At 41.2% G+C, this 16,468-nt stretch carries 16 protein-coding genes; 7 read left to right on the top strand and 9 right to left on the bottom strand.

All coding sequences use genetic code 11. The features are described from left to right. Window positions 1–5: 5 nt before the first annotated feature. Window positions 6–926: an ROK family protein gene (locus GQR42_RS20900; RefSeq protein WP_158201458.1), complete on the bottom strand. Its 921-nt coding sequence runs from the start codon at window positions 924–926 to the stop codon at window positions 6–8. A 188-nt stretch (window positions 927–1,114) separates the two neighbouring features. On the opposite strand from GQR42_RS20900, the gene GQR42_RS20895 reads away from it, so the two are divergent. From GQR42_RS20895 to GQR42_RS20885, 3 genes are read left to right on the top strand one after another with little or no spacing between them, the layout of a single operon-like run. After that, window positions 1,115–1,600 carry a DUF29 domain-containing protein gene (locus tag GQR42_RS20895; protein WP_158201457.1) on the top strand — a complete coding sequence of 162 codons (486 nt, stop codon included), beginning with the start codon at window positions 1,115–1,117 and terminating at the stop codon, window positions 1,598–1,600. Window positions 1,601–1,619: 19 nt separating this feature from the next. Further along, the gene (locus GQR42_RS20890; protein ID WP_158201456.1) at window positions 1,620–2,078 is read left to right on the top strand and encodes a DUF29 domain-containing protein; all 459 of its coding nucleotides are present in this window, start codon (window positions 1,620–1,622) and stop codon (window positions 2,076–2,078) included. Between the two features lie 26 nt (window positions 2,079–2,104). Beyond that, window positions 2,105–2,611 (top strand): DUF29 domain-containing protein, encoded by a 507-nt coding sequence (locus tag GQR42_RS20885; protein ID WP_158201455.1) that lies wholly within the window; start codon window positions 2,105–2,107, stop codon window positions 2,609–2,611. 677 nt (window positions 2,612–3,288) lie between these two features. On the opposite strand, the gene GQR42_RS20880 is transcribed toward GQR42_RS20885, so the two are convergent. Together GQR42_RS20880 and GQR42_RS20875 are read right to left on the bottom strand one after the other, a co-directional pair. Continuing rightward, a complete protein-coding gene (locus tag GQR42_RS20880) occupies window positions 3,289–3,687 on the bottom strand; it encodes a helix-turn-helix domain-containing protein (RefSeq protein ID WP_158201454.1) in 399 nt (132 codons plus the stop codon). A 130-nt stretch (window positions 3,688–3,817) separates the two neighbouring features. Continuing rightward, the gene (locus GQR42_RS20875) at window positions 3,818–4,513 is read right to left on the bottom strand and encodes a response regulator transcription factor (protein ID WP_158201453.1); all 696 of its coding nucleotides are present in this window, start codon (window positions 4,511–4,513) and stop codon (window positions 3,818–3,820) included. Between GQR42_RS20875 and GQR42_RS20870 the strand changes: the two genes are divergently transcribed. The 3 genes from GQR42_RS20870 (at window position 4,512) to GQR42_RS20860 (ending at window position 8,083) form a co-directional block, all read left to right on the top strand. Next, on the top strand, window positions 4,512–4,814 hold the full coding sequence (locus GQR42_RS20870) for a hypothetical protein (RefSeq protein WP_158201452.1): 303 nt from the start codon (window positions 4,512–4,514) through the stop codon (window positions 4,812–4,814). The genes GQR42_RS20875 and GQR42_RS20870 overlap by 2 nt on opposite strands. Before the next feature lie 88 nt (window positions 4,815–4,902). Further along, the gene (locus tag GQR42_RS20865; RefSeq protein ID WP_158201451.1) at window positions 4,903–7,059 is read left to right on the top strand and encodes a putative PEP-binding protein; all 2,157 of its coding nucleotides are present in this window, start codon (window positions 4,903–4,905) and stop codon (window positions 7,057–7,059) included. Window positions 7,060–7,909: 850 nt separating this feature from the next. After that, window positions 7,910–8,083 (top strand): hypothetical protein, encoded by a 174-nt coding sequence (locus GQR42_RS20860; RefSeq protein ID WP_199273219.1) that lies wholly within the window; start codon window positions 7,910–7,912, stop codon window positions 8,081–8,083. Here the strand turns inward: GQR42_RS20860 and GQR42_RS20855 are convergent. From GQR42_RS20855 to GQR42_RS20845, 3 genes are all read right to left on the bottom strand, one after another. Then, the gene (locus GQR42_RS20855) at window positions 8,067–10,817 is read right to left on the bottom strand and encodes a glycerol-3-phosphate acyltransferase (protein ID WP_158201450.1); all 2,751 of its coding nucleotides are present in this window, start codon (window positions 10,815–10,817) and stop codon (window positions 8,067–8,069) included. The genes GQR42_RS20860 and GQR42_RS20855 overlap by 17 nt on opposite strands. Before the next feature lie 268 nt (window positions 10,818–11,085). Further along, window positions 11,086–11,793 (bottom strand): Crp/Fnr family transcriptional regulator, encoded by a 708-nt coding sequence (locus tag GQR42_RS20850; RefSeq protein ID WP_158201449.1) that lies wholly within the window; start codon window positions 11,791–11,793, stop codon window positions 11,086–11,088. A 241-nt stretch (window positions 11,794–12,034) separates the two neighbouring features. Further along, window positions 12,035–12,670 carry a hypothetical protein gene (locus GQR42_RS20845; RefSeq protein ID WP_158201448.1) on the bottom strand — a complete coding sequence of 212 codons (636 nt, stop codon included), beginning with the start codon at window positions 12,668–12,670 and terminating at the stop codon, window positions 12,035–12,037. A gap of 201 nt (window positions 12,671–12,871) precedes the next feature. Between GQR42_RS20845 and GQR42_RS20840 the strand changes: the two genes are divergently transcribed. Next, the gene (locus GQR42_RS20840) at window positions 12,872–13,876 is read left to right on the top strand and encodes a helix-turn-helix domain-containing protein (RefSeq protein ID WP_158201447.1); all 1,005 of its coding nucleotides are present in this window, start codon (window positions 12,872–12,874) and stop codon (window positions 13,874–13,876) included. A gap of 116 nt (window positions 13,877–13,992) precedes the next feature. Here the strand turns inward: GQR42_RS20840 and GQR42_RS20835 are convergent, their stop codons facing one another. The 3 genes from GQR42_RS20835 to GQR42_RS20825 form a co-directional block, all read right to left on the bottom strand. After that, window positions 13,993–14,607: a Uma2 family endonuclease gene (locus GQR42_RS20835; protein WP_158201446.1), complete on the bottom strand. Its 615-nt coding sequence runs from the start codon at window positions 14,605–14,607 to the stop codon at window positions 13,993–13,995. 245 nt (window positions 14,608–14,852) lie between these two features. Beyond that, window positions 14,853–15,506 carry a HupE/UreJ family protein gene (locus tag GQR42_RS20830; RefSeq protein WP_158201445.1) on the bottom strand — a complete coding sequence of 218 codons (654 nt, stop codon included), beginning with the start codon at window positions 15,504–15,506 and terminating at the stop codon, window positions 14,853–14,855. A 14-nt stretch (window positions 15,507–15,520) separates the two neighbouring features. Then, on the bottom strand, window positions 15,521–16,447 hold the full coding sequence (locus tag GQR42_RS20825) for a class I SAM-dependent methyltransferase (protein WP_158201444.1): 927 nt from the start codon (window positions 16,445–16,447) through the stop codon (window positions 15,521–15,523). Window positions 16,448–16,468 lie beyond the last annotated feature (21 nt).

Below are 16,468 nucleotides of genomic sequence, written 5' to 3'. Positions count from 1 at the left end.
TTTAGTCAGACCCCGCCATAATAGATAGACTCCCTGCGGAGGTCGATTAATTGCCAAGCTAATTTAGCAGCCCCCACCATACCGGCGCGATTACCTAACTCGGCCTTTAATACCTCTAATCCTTCTCTGGAACTAGGTAACACCCGTCTTTCGATTTCTGTGAGGAGAGAGGGAAAGAAAAACTTAGCACTGGCGCTAATGCCGCCGCCGATAATTACCGCCTCTGGGGTGAGAACATAGAGTAAACTGGCGATACCAGCCCCCAGTAAACAGCCGTAACCCTGCCAGAATTCTAAAGCCTCTTGATCGCCTTTTTCGGCCAATTCTGCCAATTGCTTCGGTTCTTTGCCGGTCATCCGGCGAATAGCTTGCAGGGAAGCGTATTGTTCCAAGGAACCCTGATTACCGCTATTGCACAATGGACCGTCAAAATTGAGGGTGATTAAGCCTAATTCTGCGGCTGTTCCCTTGCTGCCGACAAATAAGTGACCATCGAGGATAATTGCCCCTCCTACTCCCGTCCCCAAGGTCAACAGAATCAAGTTTTGAAACCGTTTGCCCGCTCCTAACCAAGCTTCCCCTAAACCGGCACAATTGGCATCATTGGCTAAAATTGTCGGCATTCCCGTACTTTCTTCTAACCAATCGGCGAGGGGAATATCCCGCCATCCCGCCAAATTAATCGCTATTTTGGCAATTCTCCCCCGATCATCCACCGGCCCCGGCGTTCCCACACCGATCGCTTGACAACTTTTATCTAAATTTACTTGACAAATGCCTTGATGTATGGTATTGGCGACTTCTTTGGGTGTAGCGGGTTGGGGAGTAGGCAAGGTGAGAGATTCGATACAATTGCCCTCTTGGTCAAATTTACCAATTTTAATAGCGGTTCCACCTAAATCGACACCTATGACTGTTTTCACCATCGGGCTTTCCTTGTTACTCTGGGAATAGCTAGGTTTATTATCACTCTTTTTGGCGGTTTTTTTCGCAGTTAGATGTGATCGAGAGGATAATTCGGCTAAACCGGCAAAACTGGCTGATTGATTAGCCCAAATTTCTCCTATAGTTTGGATACCTGCACCTTAATTCCTGATTTTTCCCCATTTTAAAAATGATCAAAGTTACCATGCCAAATCTTTACGATAGCGATTATCAGCTTTGGTTAGAAAACACTATCAACCAATTGCGTCAAGGCGATTTTCAAGCAGTAGATTGGCAGAATTTATTAGAGGAGTTGACAGATTTGGCAAAAAGTGAACGACGAGCATTAGAAAGTTTATTAACTCGACTTTTAGAACATTTACTGAAGTTAACCTACTGGCAATCCCAACGAGATTACAATCAAGCTGGATGGAAAAAAGAAATTCGCAATTTTCGGATTCAGATCAAAAAAATTCTTAAAGATAGTCCCAGTTTAAAGCCCTATTTAAGGGAAATTTTGCAGGAATGTTATCTCGACGCTCGCAATCTGCTTATTGACGAAACCGAATTAGATGCCAATATTTTCCCTGTGGAAGTGTTAGCTAATCTAGAGGAGATTCTCGATGAAAATTGGTTGCCTAATTGGGCAGCTATCAGCAAGGATTCTGAAAAGTGAAATTAAGGAGTAAAAAATCATGAATATTACCATGCCAAATCTTTACGATAGCGATTATCAACTTTGGTTAGAGTCCACTATCAACCAATTGCGTCAAGGCGATTTTCAAGCAGTAGATTGGCAGAATTTATTAGAGGAGTTGGCAGATTTGGGAAAAAGTGAACGACGAGCATTAGAAAGTTTATTAACTCGACTTTTAGAACATTTACTGAAGTTAACCTACTGGCAATCCCAACGAGATTACAACCAAGCGGGATGGAAAGGGGAAATTAGAACCTTTCGGAAACAAATCAAGAAATTACTGAGAGATAGTCCCAGTCTCAAACCCTATTTATCCGAGATACTTGATAACTGTTACACCGATGCCCGGGAGATAATTATTGATATAACTGGATTAGATGCCAGTATTTTCCCTGTGGAAGTGTTAGCTAGTCTAGAGGAGATTCTCGATGAAAATTGGTTGCCTAAAGGATTCTGAAAAGTAAAATTAAGGAGTAAAAAATCATGAATATTACCATGCCAAATCTTTACGATAGCGATTATCAACTTTGGTTAGAGTCCACTATCAACCAATTGCGTCAAGGCGATTTTCAAGCAGTAGATTGGCAGAATTTATTAGAGGAGTTGGCAGATTTGGGTAAAAATAATCGACGAGCGCTTAAGAGTCTCTTAACTCGACTCCTAGAACATTTACTGAAGTTAACTTACTGGCAATCCCAACGAGATTACAACCAAGCGGGATGGAAAAAAGAAATCAGGAATTTTCGCCTACAAATTGCTGATCTTTTAGAAGATAGTCCCAGCTTAAAGTCCTATTTAAGGGAAATTTTAGCAAAATGTTATCTCGATGCTCGCCATCTGATGATTGACGAAACCAGATTAGATGCCAGTATTTTCCCTGTGGAAGTGTTAGCTAGTATCGAGGAGATTCTCGATGAAAATTGGCTGCCGGATTGGGGAGCGATAAATCTTCCGAAGCAAACTAAAGAGTCAAGATTAGACCTCTTGTAAAAACCAAAAATTGTCGCGGTTGGTTAGGAGTCAGTAGTCAGTAATCAGTGATCAGTTATACCAAATCTGTTTTTAATAGTAAGTAGGGTTTGCGGCAAAAAGTTTGTTGGTGGGGTTAGGAGTCGGTCGTCTCCGAGTCAGTAGCCGGTCGTTTCAGGCTTTGTTGCCCTGCTTTTTGTACCAGTCTATATACTATAAAAATAATAATGCCAGGTTTTTCAATGTCCCAATCCTATTTTCGCAGCACTAACATCGGATTTTAACAGGTCAAAAGCCTTATTTTAAAAGGGTTTTACCATTATTCAGCCAGCCCTAATTATACATATCTAATACTAAATCCGGTTATTAAAGAATGATTATTTATTCTCCCTTTTGCCTATTGCCTATTGCCTGTCCTCATAAGTAGCCTATGCTCATTTGAAACGGGACAAGTTGTAGGTTGGGGTGAGCAACAATAACTTTTGTCTATCAAAAATGAGCGACGCTTGAGGGAAATCCAACTGCACCGATGTCTTTAAAGAATGTTGGGTTTCGCTCAAATTATTGAATCGAGCAGTTTTCTCCTCAGTATTAAATCGCTCAACCCAACCGACAAGCTAGTTGCGTCAAGGAAACAGCGAAGATTTTTGGCTTGTTTTGGCAATTTTAACAGCTTAACGAAATAAAGGAGATCGTATCTACATAAACAAACTATAATCTACATGAAAGAAATGTCCTAATAATTTCGCCTGTTCTTGGCTAATTGACCCTTTTCCTTCAATTAAACTAGAAGCAATTTTGTCATAGGCAAGGATTTTGGCTATGTCTTTCTTGTTAACGCCTTGCTGCTCCATCAAAAACAATAACATAGAATGAGGCGTGGTTGATTCTTGTAGATAAAAGCTTTTTTCAAAATTCTCAATTAAAAAAATTAGAAGCTCATAAAGTTCATCTTCTTCGGGAGTTCGCTGCTGACGGTGCATTAATTCTTCCACAATAGCCAAAGCTTTTTCATTTTCTGCCTCTGTTTTAATAACTTTAGGTAAATGGCGAGCTAGTAATTCTTTGTATTTTTCTGGATTAAAAGTAAGGGTCATTTTTCCATTGCTCCTTATCGTATTCAGCGTGAGTTAAAACATACTTGATATAGGAATCCCCCCCAATCCCTTTACTGTTGCCTCTTGCCCCTTGCCTCGTCTCAACAAGCAATTTAAATACGCGGGCAGCTTAACTGGTTAAACCGTGTTTTAGGGCAAAACGTACCAATTCCGTGCGACTATTAGTACCAGTCTTGCTAAATAAGCGACTGACGTATTTTTCTACATTCCTGACGCTGGTTTCTAGACGACTGGCAATTTCTTTATTCATCAATCCCTCCGCTACTAAATCTAAAACACTTTGTTCCCGGGGGGTCAGATCAATTTTAATCGGGGGGGGAGTAGTAGTAAAAGTGTTCTGTTGTCCCACCTGCTGTTTTAATTCCCGGATATCTCGGGCAATTTCTTCTAATCTAGCGTTTTCGCTGGTGGCTTGCAGGGATTGACGACGGCGCTCGATTAAAGACTTGATTAATGCTTCTAATTCTTCGGGATCGAAAGGCTTGGATAGATAAGCATCACAACCGGCATTATAACCCTGAATGCGATCGCTCGTCATCCCCCTTGCTGTCAGAAAAACCACGGGAATCGTCTGAAAACGGGGATCATCCCGCAATTTCTTCAGAAACTGATAGCCATCCACCTGCGGCATCATAATATCAGAGATGACTAATTCTGGGATTTCTTGATTGAGTAAATCCCAGGCTTCGTTAGCATTACTAGCAGTTCTTACCTCGAAGTCATCCCCGTACTGTAGATATGCTTGCACAGATTCACGAACCCCCGGTTCGTCATCCACTAACAAAACTTTCGCAGGTGTGTCCATGAATTTCTCGCAGCGATCGAATATTGTCCGAATCCTATCTTATCAGCTATCAGGAGCCGGTCGTCAGGAGTCAGGAGCCAATAGTCAGGAGATTGCTTTTATTATTCTCCCTTCTCCCCACACCCCACACCCTACACCCTACACCCCACACCCCACACCCTACACCCCACACCCCACACCCTACACCCCACACCCCACACCCCACACCCTACACCCTACACCCCACACCCCACACCCCACACCCCACACCCTACACCCCACACCCCAACCTCTAATCACCAGATCATCCTCAAGATGGTGACGGTGAGTTAAAATATCAGGTAAAAGTAAAAAGCGACAAAAATCACCTAGATTATTTTAGAATCCTTTCACCATTCTTAACAAATACCGTGACCATTCTCTGCTGGCTCGATCGCATTAGTGCTTCTGATCGCCCCCTGGTGGGGGAAAAAGCTTTTATTGCCAGTGAATTACACCAGCGAGGATACCCAATTATCAGGGGATTTGCCATTTTTAACCGCATTTTTGCGGAATTTTTGGAAACTATCGACAAGGCTGACTCGTTCCTGACTGATTTTCCGCAATCTTCCCTCTATTTAGACGTAGATAACGCAAAAGCTCTGCAATTAGTCGCCAAAGAAAGTCGGCGCGCCATTTTACAAGCAGAAATTCCTCCTCTCTGGTTAGAAGAACTAGCGGCGGCCGTGGCACAATTATCTATGGATACCCTAGTATGGCGCTTTTCCCTACCAGCTAATCTGGCTCGGCGAACTCTCGGTTTATTTTCTGCCCCCATCAGTGGAATTAAAGCAGATAATCTAGAAAATGCCCTAAAACAAGCTTGGGCGGAGTTATTCAACGCCAGAAGTCTATTTTATTGGCGAAAAATGGGAGTTGGTTTAGAAAACATTCAATTATCTTTACTGGTACAACCGTTATTACCAGCCAATTGTGCGGGAAATGTGTTGATTAATGACGATAACTGGCAAATTCAGGCGGTTTGGGGATTAGGACACAGTTTAGTTAATGGAGAAGTGGCACCGGATACCTATATTATCGATCGCTCCGGTCAATTACGCAGTCGGCAATTAGGCAATAAATCCCGCGCTTATTATCTCAATAGTGACAGTAATCTGCTCGCACCACAATTATTAGCACCCAGTTTACAGGAAAGCTACTGTTTAGATAATTTCGCCCTCGATCGCCTTTGTCAACTGGTTCAATCTCTGCTCGTGGAAAAACCGACGTTAACCAGCATAGAATGGCTGATGATGCTGGATGGTCAAATTTATATTCTCAACTGTCACAGTCAGGAAATCACCGCTACTACCTGCCATTATCCCTTAAGAGGATTAGGAGCATCCCCGGGGTTGGTATCGGGAGTGGCAAAAGTGATCAGCAATTTCGACTCCCCAGAGACAAATTTTCAGGATTGCATTCTGGTTACTACTAATTTACCTCCCCAAAAACTGCCCCATTTACGCCAAATTCGAGCAATGATCACGGAACAGGGGGGATTAACTAGCCATGGAGCTATTTTAGCCCGGGAATTAGCCATTCCTGCCATTGTCGGGGTGAAAAATGCCACAGAAATTATCCGCTCAGGCGAGATAATTTTAGTAGATGGTACGAGGGGAATTATTTCTCTAGCATCTCAGGAAAATATTTCCTTGTCCCCACCACCCCCCAGAGAAACCGACAGGACGGCAATTGCTACCCGTTTGATGGTTAATCTCAGTCAAACTGAAAGTATTGCCAGAATCCAAAATCTGCCTATTGATGGGATCGGTTTATTGCGCTCGGAATGGATGATTTTAGAGTTACTTTCTCAGCGTAGCCTAGAAGAATGGTTAACACCAGAGCATCAAGGGGAATTAATCGAGAGATTAAGTGATTTAATCGCACAATTTGCCCTTAGTATCCAGCCTAAGCCTTTATTTTACCGTTCTTTTGATGCTCAACATTCGGCTAAAGACAGTCGGGGAACCCATGGTTATATATTAGATACGACTCTATTCGATCTAGAATTGCAAGCTTTACGACGGGTACAAACCACCAGCGCCACCAATATTAATTTATTGCTTCCCTTTGTCCGCGGGGTTGAAGAATTTATTTTTTGCCGGCAACGGGTACAATCGGCTTTACTCACTCAAGTCCCTTCTTTCCAATTGGGGATAATGGTGGAAGTACCGGGGGTAATCTTTCAACTGGGGGATTATGTACAAGCGGGGGTACAGTTAATCGCTATTGGGACTAATGATTTAACTCAATTACTTTTAGGTAGCGATCGAGAAGATTTCTCAGAATATTTTAACGCCCGTCATCCCGCAGTCAGGGCAGCTTTACAACAAATTATTACTCAAGCAAAAGTTTTACAGATTCCCTGTTCCGTTTGCGGCATGGCTATCGTCCAGTATCCCGAAATTATCGATGATCTGATTGCTTGGGGTGTGAATTCTCTTTCGGTGGATACAGAAGCAGTTTTAGCCACTAGAGAGGCAATTGTTCGGGCAGAAAGAAGGTTTTTATTGGAAAATAGCAGATAACCTCGGCAAAAGGAGCGTTAGGGGTTGGCTGTTGGGGAAGATGTTAAGTAGGGTTTGCGGCAAAAAGTTTCTCGTGGGGGCAGGGTGTGGGGTGTAGGGTGTAGGGTTTTACCCATTTTCATCTGGTAAATTACCGGCTCTCCTCGACTTTGTGTGATAATCGGTGCTTATCATTCGTAGGAGTCTTGCCAGACAAGGCTTTAAAGACTATATTTCCCGAAAATTATCGGCTGCATCTCCTATTTATGACTTTCCCTCACCTATGGTGAGCAGCAGCAGTTATTCAAAGAGGGCGAATGCAATTCGCCCCTACAATAATATGATTGCGCCAATGGTAGGGGCGCACCGCGTGCGCCCAAAATGTCCTCTAGATATTTCGACAAAATTGAGATGCACCCAAATTATCCCTATTCTTCTTCCTTTCACACAAAAACCAGAAGAGCCAATTACCTAATTTTCCTAGAAGTTCCCTACTGTCTTTTCACTGATTACTGATTACTGTTTACTGTTTGCGGCTAGAAATCCATTGGTGGAGTATCATACTTTGTGCTTTTTGTCAAAAAAACTTTTTTTTTGCAATAAAACTACACAAAAAAAAGATCATCGTTGTGGGTGAAATTGACTCATTTACCTGTCTTAATGAGGATTACCTTCTAGGTGTGGCAAGGGTTTCAAGCGTTGCTGCCCAAAAAAGCACAAAATAGCCCATTATGAAATTATGTCAAATCGCTGTAACTATTGCAACATCGTTGTTAAATAAAAATATTTCTCAATTAATTCTTAAGAATTTGTAAATATTGCGGAATGTTAATTTAAATATTCTCAAGTTTTTGGAGTCAATAGATAATTTTTGCTTATCTTTAACCAACATGGGGTTAGAAGTCAGTTATCAGTTATCAGTTATCAGTTATCAGTTATCAGTTCACTGAGAAAACACCCCACACCCCACACCCCACACCCCACACCCCACACCCTACACCCCACACCCCACACCCTACCCCTAATGCCTAGAGAATTTCAATAATTCCTTGACTGCCATCGAGACGAATTGATTGACCATCTTTTAACAATTTCATGGCATTATGTACATCCATAACCGCCGGAATTCCGTATTCTCTGGCAATAATAGCACCATGGGATAATTGTCCCCCCACCTCGGCAATAATGCCCACAGCCTGGGATAATAAAGGGGACCATCCTGAGTCAGTATAGGGAATAACGAGAATAGTATTAGGGGCAATTTCTAGATTTTGTAAGGTGGGCATAATTTTGACTCGTCCCTCCACTGTCCCCCCACTAGCGGCAATTCCCTGTAAGCGTTTTTTGGCAGTTAAATTTGAAACTAAAAATTCTCTTTTCGGTGGTTGTCCATAGACGATATAGGGAATATCGGTTAATTGAGAGTTTTCTTGGAATTGTTGGCGACGCTGGTGGATAATCTGGTTAAGATTGGCGATTTTATTATTCTGACCTAACTGGGTAACTTCTGAGTAGTTTAGATAAAATATATCTCCCGTCTCCGATAATATTTGCTGCTGTAACCAGAGGGTTTCCAAAGCGAGAAAATGCCAGCGTAGGTGAGCTAAAAGACGGGAGTAAATTTCAGTCACTTGGTTTTTGATATTTAATCTTTTTTGGACATTGTGGGAAGATTTGACTTTTTTATGGCTATTATTGCCTAGACTATCTAAGGGTAGTTGTAGCAGATATGGGGGATTTTCTCGCCATCTCGGTATCGAAATATCGGTTCCTACTTCGCTTAAATAACCGTAGGTTTCTAACCAGAGGGAAAAAGCTGAGTCAAAATCTCGATTGATCGTATTTTTTCTTAGTTCATATAGCGATCGCATTGAGGCTATTTCTGGTGCTTGGGAGTTATCCAATTTCTCAAAAGGTACTCGCGAAATACTGCGACGCAAAGCGAAGCTAAGGGGGGCAAGAATACTATAATAGGTGGCTTTTTTTAAGACGGTTAAAATTTCTTCAATTTGCCCTAAAATTTCCCCAGAAGATAAAGCTTCTAGGGAAGTAACGTTAATTTTTTCGAGCGTCGGGAGAAAATAGTTTTTTTGCTCTTGGCTAAAGTCTTTTTCTAACTGTAATTCCCGTCCTAAAAGTTTCAATAAACCTGGCGAATTAGCCAAGGTTGCCGTTAAAGGTGGTTTGGTAAACTTTGCCCCTTTGGTCAGGAATTCTAAGCTTTCTGGAGGTAATCCCATGCGACGGAAAATGGTTCCTAATAAAGAAGCATTAAAATAGGCTCTTTGATAGTGTAAAGTCGCTGTTTCATTGAAATCCAAATCGAGGGCTTTTTTGTCTAAAACTAACCGAAAAATATCTGCCCAAACTCCACAGGTTAAAGGACGATTAATTGACCAAGGCAGCGGACGAATCACTCCGGGGATAACTTCAGCTGCGATTTTTCTTGTCCAAATTGGCTGTAAATTAGTGATAGGACGGCACTGTAATAACCATAATTTTTGTCCGTCATGAGTCCATTCTATATCTTGGGGAATGCCATGATCAAGGGTTTCTAATTGCCGACAAAGATTAGCTACCTGTTGAATAATAGCCGGGGGAATATCTCCCGCTCCGATGATGATGTTTTCTTCTAAATTAACTCGATAACTTTCGGGAGTGATTCTTCCCGATACAACTCTGGTGGCATCTCCGGGTAAAGCTTCAATAACTACATCTAAACTGAGAGGATTAATCGGATCACGACTGAAGGCAACTCCCGAAAAAACTCCTCGAATTTGTTCTTGAATTAACACAGCCATGGCCGTGTTTTCTTGACCTCGATCGAGTCGATAATGAACAGCATTAGGACTATTATAGGAGGTTTGGCAACTCAAAATCGCCGCCGCTAAATTTTCTTGATCGATGACGTTAAGAATTGTCGTATATTGTCCCGCAGATGAAGCGGTTTCACTATCTTCTCCAATAGCGGAAGATCGCACTACTAAGGGATGATTAAGATCAGGATTAAGAGATTCTATTAACGGTTGTGGATCATCCCCTGGTGGTAAAATCCAACCCCGAGGAATGGGATAACCGGCACGCTTAAGATAGGCTAAAGTGGCGGCTTTTTGTCCCACTTTTGAAGCTGCCAGATTGTCATCAAGAGTTTGGAGCGATCGATCTCCACGAAAAAAACGAAACATAGTTTTTGATTCATTGTTAACACTTGCTTCAGGTAAGTCTAAATCGTCGGCTATTTTTTGAAAAATTGCCCCTAATAAACAGGCTAAAGCAATGGCAGTTATAATATAACCTGAATCGTGGGGACGGCGCAAGGTGAGAATTAAAGCTAATAAAAATAATCCTACCAATCTACCCGTAGATTTTTCCCGAAAAATAGTAAAGCTAATCCCACTGATAATTAAGGTGAGAAAAACAGCGACAAAATCGTGAACAATTAATCCCCAGAAAACATTAGTAGTTCCCGCGCCTTTTCCTAACCAATAGCGCCCCATAACTAAGGCAATTAAAGCTAATAATTCCCAAGAGGAGCCGGTGGGAAAAAAGACACGGGTTAGGAAAATAACGATAATTCCCTTGGCTGCTTCCGAAATTACTGCTAAAATTCCCACTAATTTTCCTCCGTGGTAAAAGGCAGCAGTTACACCGATATTACCAGTCCCTAATTGGGATAATTTACGTCCGGTTACTAGATAATTTATCCAATCGATCAGAGGCAGTCCCCCGATTATAGGACAGACTAAAAAAATAAATAGGGATCCCCAAATTTCTCTCATTATATTTTCTTAGTAACACCAAAAACTGTTATTTTTCCTATGTTAAGCTAATTCTCGGAATAAATAGCTGAAAATTTGTCAAAACGTCGTGCTTTGTAGGTTGATTCATGAATCAACCTACCATGAAAGCAAAAACCTGTACTCCCCTGCTCCCTAGCTTACCTCATAAGCGATTAAGGGTAGCAAAAAAAAGAATTAGATTCGGAGAATGAATCAGCCCTAGGGTTGGGGGGTCTTACCTTTTGCCTTCAGAAGCTGATAACTGAATTTAGGATATCGCTCTTCCTAAAGCGGCTAGATCGGGAATACAGAGAGATTCCTGCTGTCGTTGAATCAGGCCTTTTTTCTGCAATTTGGTCAGAGATCGGGTTACGGTTTCCCGGGCCAGGCCACTCATACCACTCAATTCCCGGTGAGGTAAATTGGGAATTATCGTACCCTGGCCGCTTTTTTGTCCTTGACCTTCGGCTAAAAAGAGTAAAGTATCGGCGACCCTGGAGAGACTATTGGCCTCCCGTAAACGTAAACGCCGGTTAAGTTGACGCAAACGCTTGGCCATTAACTGAGAAAGACGAATTCCCGCTAAAGGTTCCGATTTGAGCAGATTAACAAAATCTTGGGCGGGAATACTGCTAATTGTGGCCGTGGTTAAGGTGATAGCATCGGTGGAGCGGGTAGATTCGTCTAAAGCGGCCATTTCTCCGACTATTTCCCCTTTACCGACGATATTTAAGGTGACTTCTCTACCCTCTATATCGTAAGTACGAATTTTCACCCAACCATCCAGAATAAAGTAAACCGAACCACCCCAATCATTTTCTAATAAAATCGCCCGATTAGCAGGATGAGTGCGGGTGACAGCATGAGAAGTAACTTGAGCGAGGGTTTCAGGGGGTAAACCGACAAATAAAGTGGCTGTATCTAATAATTTTTGAATTTCTGCTGATTTTTCGGCAGGATAGCGTTTTTCTTCCATAGTTTAATATTTAAATTTTGTCGGTTTTAGGCAGGTGATTCTACAATGGAAAGTTGTGGATATTTTTAGTTATCTAAGTAGCTAGGCACAATTAATTACACATATCTAACTACCTCTTGCCTCTTGCATGAGTGCCTATCCTAACCAAGAAGTTAATTTTGCCCTATTACTTAGTGACCGATAAAAATGAAACCCGCCTAGTTATCTAACTTATTTTGGTACACTTTTTTCTCATAATCGCTCATAACTGATCATCATTTATCGCCCTAACATCATTGGTGATAGTAACGATAATTCTTTGCAGCTTCGCACCTTGAAACTCGCAAGGAATCTCGTGTTTATATCGAGTTAGGAAGTTAGGAGTATGATTTGAGAAAGTTCTGATAATATCGACATTTTGTTCGATGTTATTAATATACAGTTTCATCTTACCTATTGTGCTGTCACTCAACTTTTCATCGGAAGGAGCGATTATCTTTGGTTTGGCAAATTCAACTTTGAGTTTCACCTCGCCACTAAGACGAGGAAGATCACAAGTGATCTTCTGTTGTTGCCCTAACCAGTTATAGACATAACATAGTTTTCCCTGATAGATGTAGAAACTATGCCCACCAAAACAGCTGCCGTGCGCCATCAGAATAGCCTGTAAGTCCCCTTTAGCTTTGGAGAAATCAATAGCTGCTTCGATCGCATAGAAACGAGTGCTAATATTAGGAGCAACAGCCTCGTAAATTTCTGATACCCCTGGATAATAGGTATAGCTAAATGTGGTATATTTTGGAGCATCAGAAAATGCCGGGGGACGTAATTGAGGAATTTCTCCACCCAATACCGCAGACCCAGAGCAATCTTCAAGGGGCATATATTGTTTAGCCATCGAAATCTCCTGAGTAATTGATAACGGAAAAAAGTGAGAGATTTAACTGGAATTACACTGATGGACAAAATTAACAAACCAACTCTGCTGTAACTCATACTACTCACTCCGCTATGCTAAGATGATCCAAAAAACGCAAGTTTTTAAATTGATGGGCAAAAAAAGTTTAATCTCACTCAATAACCAAGTAGTTATACATAGATGTTTATTTTTGACAATAAAACCAATATTTTAATTAATTCTCAGGAATTAACTTTTAAAAGTGAATATTGTTGTAACTTTTCTCATTATTTTCAGAGTCGAGAATTTCTCGACTTAGATGCTTTACAACTCAGTGGTGATCATTTTGAAGGGTATCTTTCAAGGATCATCACCAATGAAGTGATGTTAGAGTTATCTCAACGTAATTGTTTAACGAATGTTGCGGGAGTAATTCATTCTAAAATGTGGGTTTTTGCGATTCCTGTTCAGGTGAATTCTGTCTTCTTCCAAAATTTGTACTCATTGGAAAATAACTATCTGGGGATTGTTCCCCCTAAATCAGAAATTTCCGTTTTTCAACATCCTTTTTCCAATCGTTTTCAGCTTTACGTTCATGATAATTATCTGCAGCAATTGTGCCAAACTTTAGAGCTACCAGAAGCGAAAAAGTTTTTAAATGCTTCCGCTTCTTCTATTGTGATTTGCCCATCGGAAAAAATTCGTCATCTCCAACAATCTTGTCAGCAACTTTATCAAATGCTATTTAATTTAAATCGCCAACAAATATCTGAGCAAAGAAAAGCATTAAGATTGAATTTTGTTAGGCAACAATTAAAAGAAGAAATTGTCAAAGATTTTCTTTTGACTTTAGCAGTAACCAAAGATATTAAACCTCCTAAAAACACTATCAGACGCACCTCTATCCTCAAAAAAGCCGAAGAAATGATGAGAAAAAATCTGCGTTCTGATCTTACTATTCCAACGATTTGTCAAGACTTAGAAGTAAGTCAACGCACCTTAGAATATATATTTAAAGACTTCTATCAAATGTCTCCTTACAATTATTTTAAATTGCTTCGTCTTAATGCTTTAAATCAATCTATTAACCAAAATAATCAGCCAAAATTAATTCATGAAATTGCTGAAGAATTAGGCTTTTTTCACCGAGGATATCTGGCATCTGATTATAAAAAACTGTTTGGTTACTTCCCCTCTGAAACCTAAAAAAGGGAAAAAGTACCTGAATTTTCCCCCCGATCACTCCAAGGACTGGCACTTTTTGAAAATCAAAAAGTCTAAAAGTCTTATCCAACAAGGTTTTTAGATTTATTCAGCAAGCTCTACATACTTAAGAAAATCTGATTGACAGTGAGATTTAATTCCGTGAAAGTCTGGGAGATCAGGCGATCGCTGTCTCGAAATTGTCGAATTTGATATTCTTCCTCAACTAAGCAACAAACAGAGATTGTCGGTTGTTTAGGAGTGCCAAGAAAATTGCGCCCACCCAAGGCTGCATAATCAACAATCCAATATTCAGGAATACCCATTTCTTCATAATCAGCAAATTTTAAGTAGTAATCATCACGCCAGTTAGTCGATACCACTTCAATGATCAGAGGGATAGATGCACCATCCCTAAGGATTGATTCTTTTTTCCATAATTTTTCCTGAGCAAGATTTGTTCGATTTAGCACTAATACATCAGGAAAATAACCAGAATTTTTACCAGCAGGTCTGACAATCGCTTGGTTAGGAATTAAATAAGGAAGTCCTAGTCTATCAATTATTCCACTGAGTTTAACAGTTAAAAATCCTTTGATTTCTTCGTGTTCTCCTGCGGGTTGTGCCATTTCAATAATATTTCCATTGTGTAGCTCATAACGCAATCCAGAATTTTCAGGAAGCCAAAGGACGAATTCCTCGAAATTAACAGTTTTAGGTAAGGTTTGGCTCATAGCTGACAAAATAGCATTCTCTCTCTACTAACTTCCTTGGCTCTATTTTACCTTGAATGTAAGGTGGGCATTTTCCACCTTACAAACTCTCTACACAATCTGTGATCGCACTATCGAGGCTGCGCCCCTATATTGCACCTAGTGTGATTGGTAGGGGCGTATAGTGTACGCCCTTTCTTCGATCAGATTTGCTGATCACCATAACCTCAAGAGAGCCATTAATAATTAGCCCCACCGAGATTAATTTACTTAATTCCCACTAAAAAAGTTGTACCGATCGCCATAATTGCTAATCCAATTAACTTACTAATTAGAGTTGCTTGCTTGGCTAATTTTTCCTTGATGACACTGCCAAGGAAAAAAGCACCAGATGCGATCGCTAATTGCATGACGGTAAAACCGATTAAATAGGCAACTAAAGCGGCAACCCGCACCCCGATAATTGATTCTCCGTAGGCATAACCGTGGAAAATTCCCCCGATCATTGCCAAAGTTGCCAGAGCGATCGTATAGAGATTAGAATGATTTTGTAAACCTTTTTTCAGGGTTAAAATCACACCAAAAATCACCACAGAAAGGGCAATAATCCCTTCAGGAAAAAGTAAATTTATCCCCTGTAAATGAATACCCGTCCCGATTAACGTGGCAATCGCAAAAGCGATCGGAATTAATAAACCCTGTTCCATCCCCACAGCAATTAAACCACTAGCCACCACAAAAGCTAAATGATCTAAACCGATAACCGGGTGAGCTAAACCCGATAAAAATCCGTTCCAAAAATTATCGGGAGTTTGCCCTCCCATGGCATGATGGGCGAGGGTTTTGCTGGCAAAAATTAACAGGAAGATAGGGACAATAGTTAATATCTTTGTCCAACTTTGACGAAAAATTATCTTCATTGATTACCTCAAAATTATGATTCGGAAACCCGCGCAACAATCGCCCGGTGTCGGGGACTGGTGGGGGTAATGATCGGTGCTTGAAACCCCGCTTCAACTAATGCCTGTTCGATATCGAGAGTAAAATATTGATCGAGATAGGGTTCGGTACTCTTGAGTAAGGTGAGGACATAAGGGGGCATTTTTCGATAAATTTCCGAGCGCGGATTCATATCCATCAGCGTCAAATAACCCCCCGATCGCAATAAACGACGCGCTTCGGCGAAAATTTCTCTAGTAGCCTGTTGGGGTAGTTCGTGGAACATTAAAAACGAAGATACCAGATCGTAGGACTGACTAGGTAATTGAGTTTTTTCTGCGGCTGCGTGTTGCCATTGAATCGTCTTTTGTTTTTGTTGAGCTTGGTATTGGGCAACGGCTAAATAGTAGGGAGAGAGAGCTAAACCAGTTACCCGCGCTTGAGGATAAGTATCTTGCAGTGCGAAGCTGCTCATGCCGACACTACAGCCTAAATCGACAATATCGTTAATTTCTGCCTTGATTTGCTCCTTCAATATCCGGTGATATTCCCGTCGCAATCGCGGATCGCCGTCAATCCCCGCCCCGGGCCAGATGGTAGAATGGACAGCATAGGCAGCAGATTCTACCTCAAAAGCTGGCAACCAGTCTAAATTGCCCTTTTCGTAAGCGTGGAAAGAACAAACGTAGTATTCGGGATAGACGAGATCGGGATTTTCTACCGCTTGCAGTTCCTGACTCCAATCCCGTTGCTGCCATTGTTTGACGGTTTCTCGCCAAGGTACGCCTAGTTTTTCGGCTCTTTTAATCATCATATTGCGGGCCTGATAGCGAGCGATGTCAAAAAGCGGTTTTATGCCGAGAATACGGTTAACTAGACCAGAAACAGGATTAAAGGAGGCCGGAACGGGTGTAACTGTCATAGAAAAGCTTCGATCGTAAAT

Source organism: Microcystis aeruginosa FD4, assembly GCF_009792235.1.
Classification (GTDB): Bacteria; Cyanobacteriota; Cyanobacteriia; order Cyanobacteriales; family Microcystaceae; genus Microcystis; species Microcystis viridis.
This window is presented reverse-complemented; position numbering and strand designations above follow the sequence as displayed.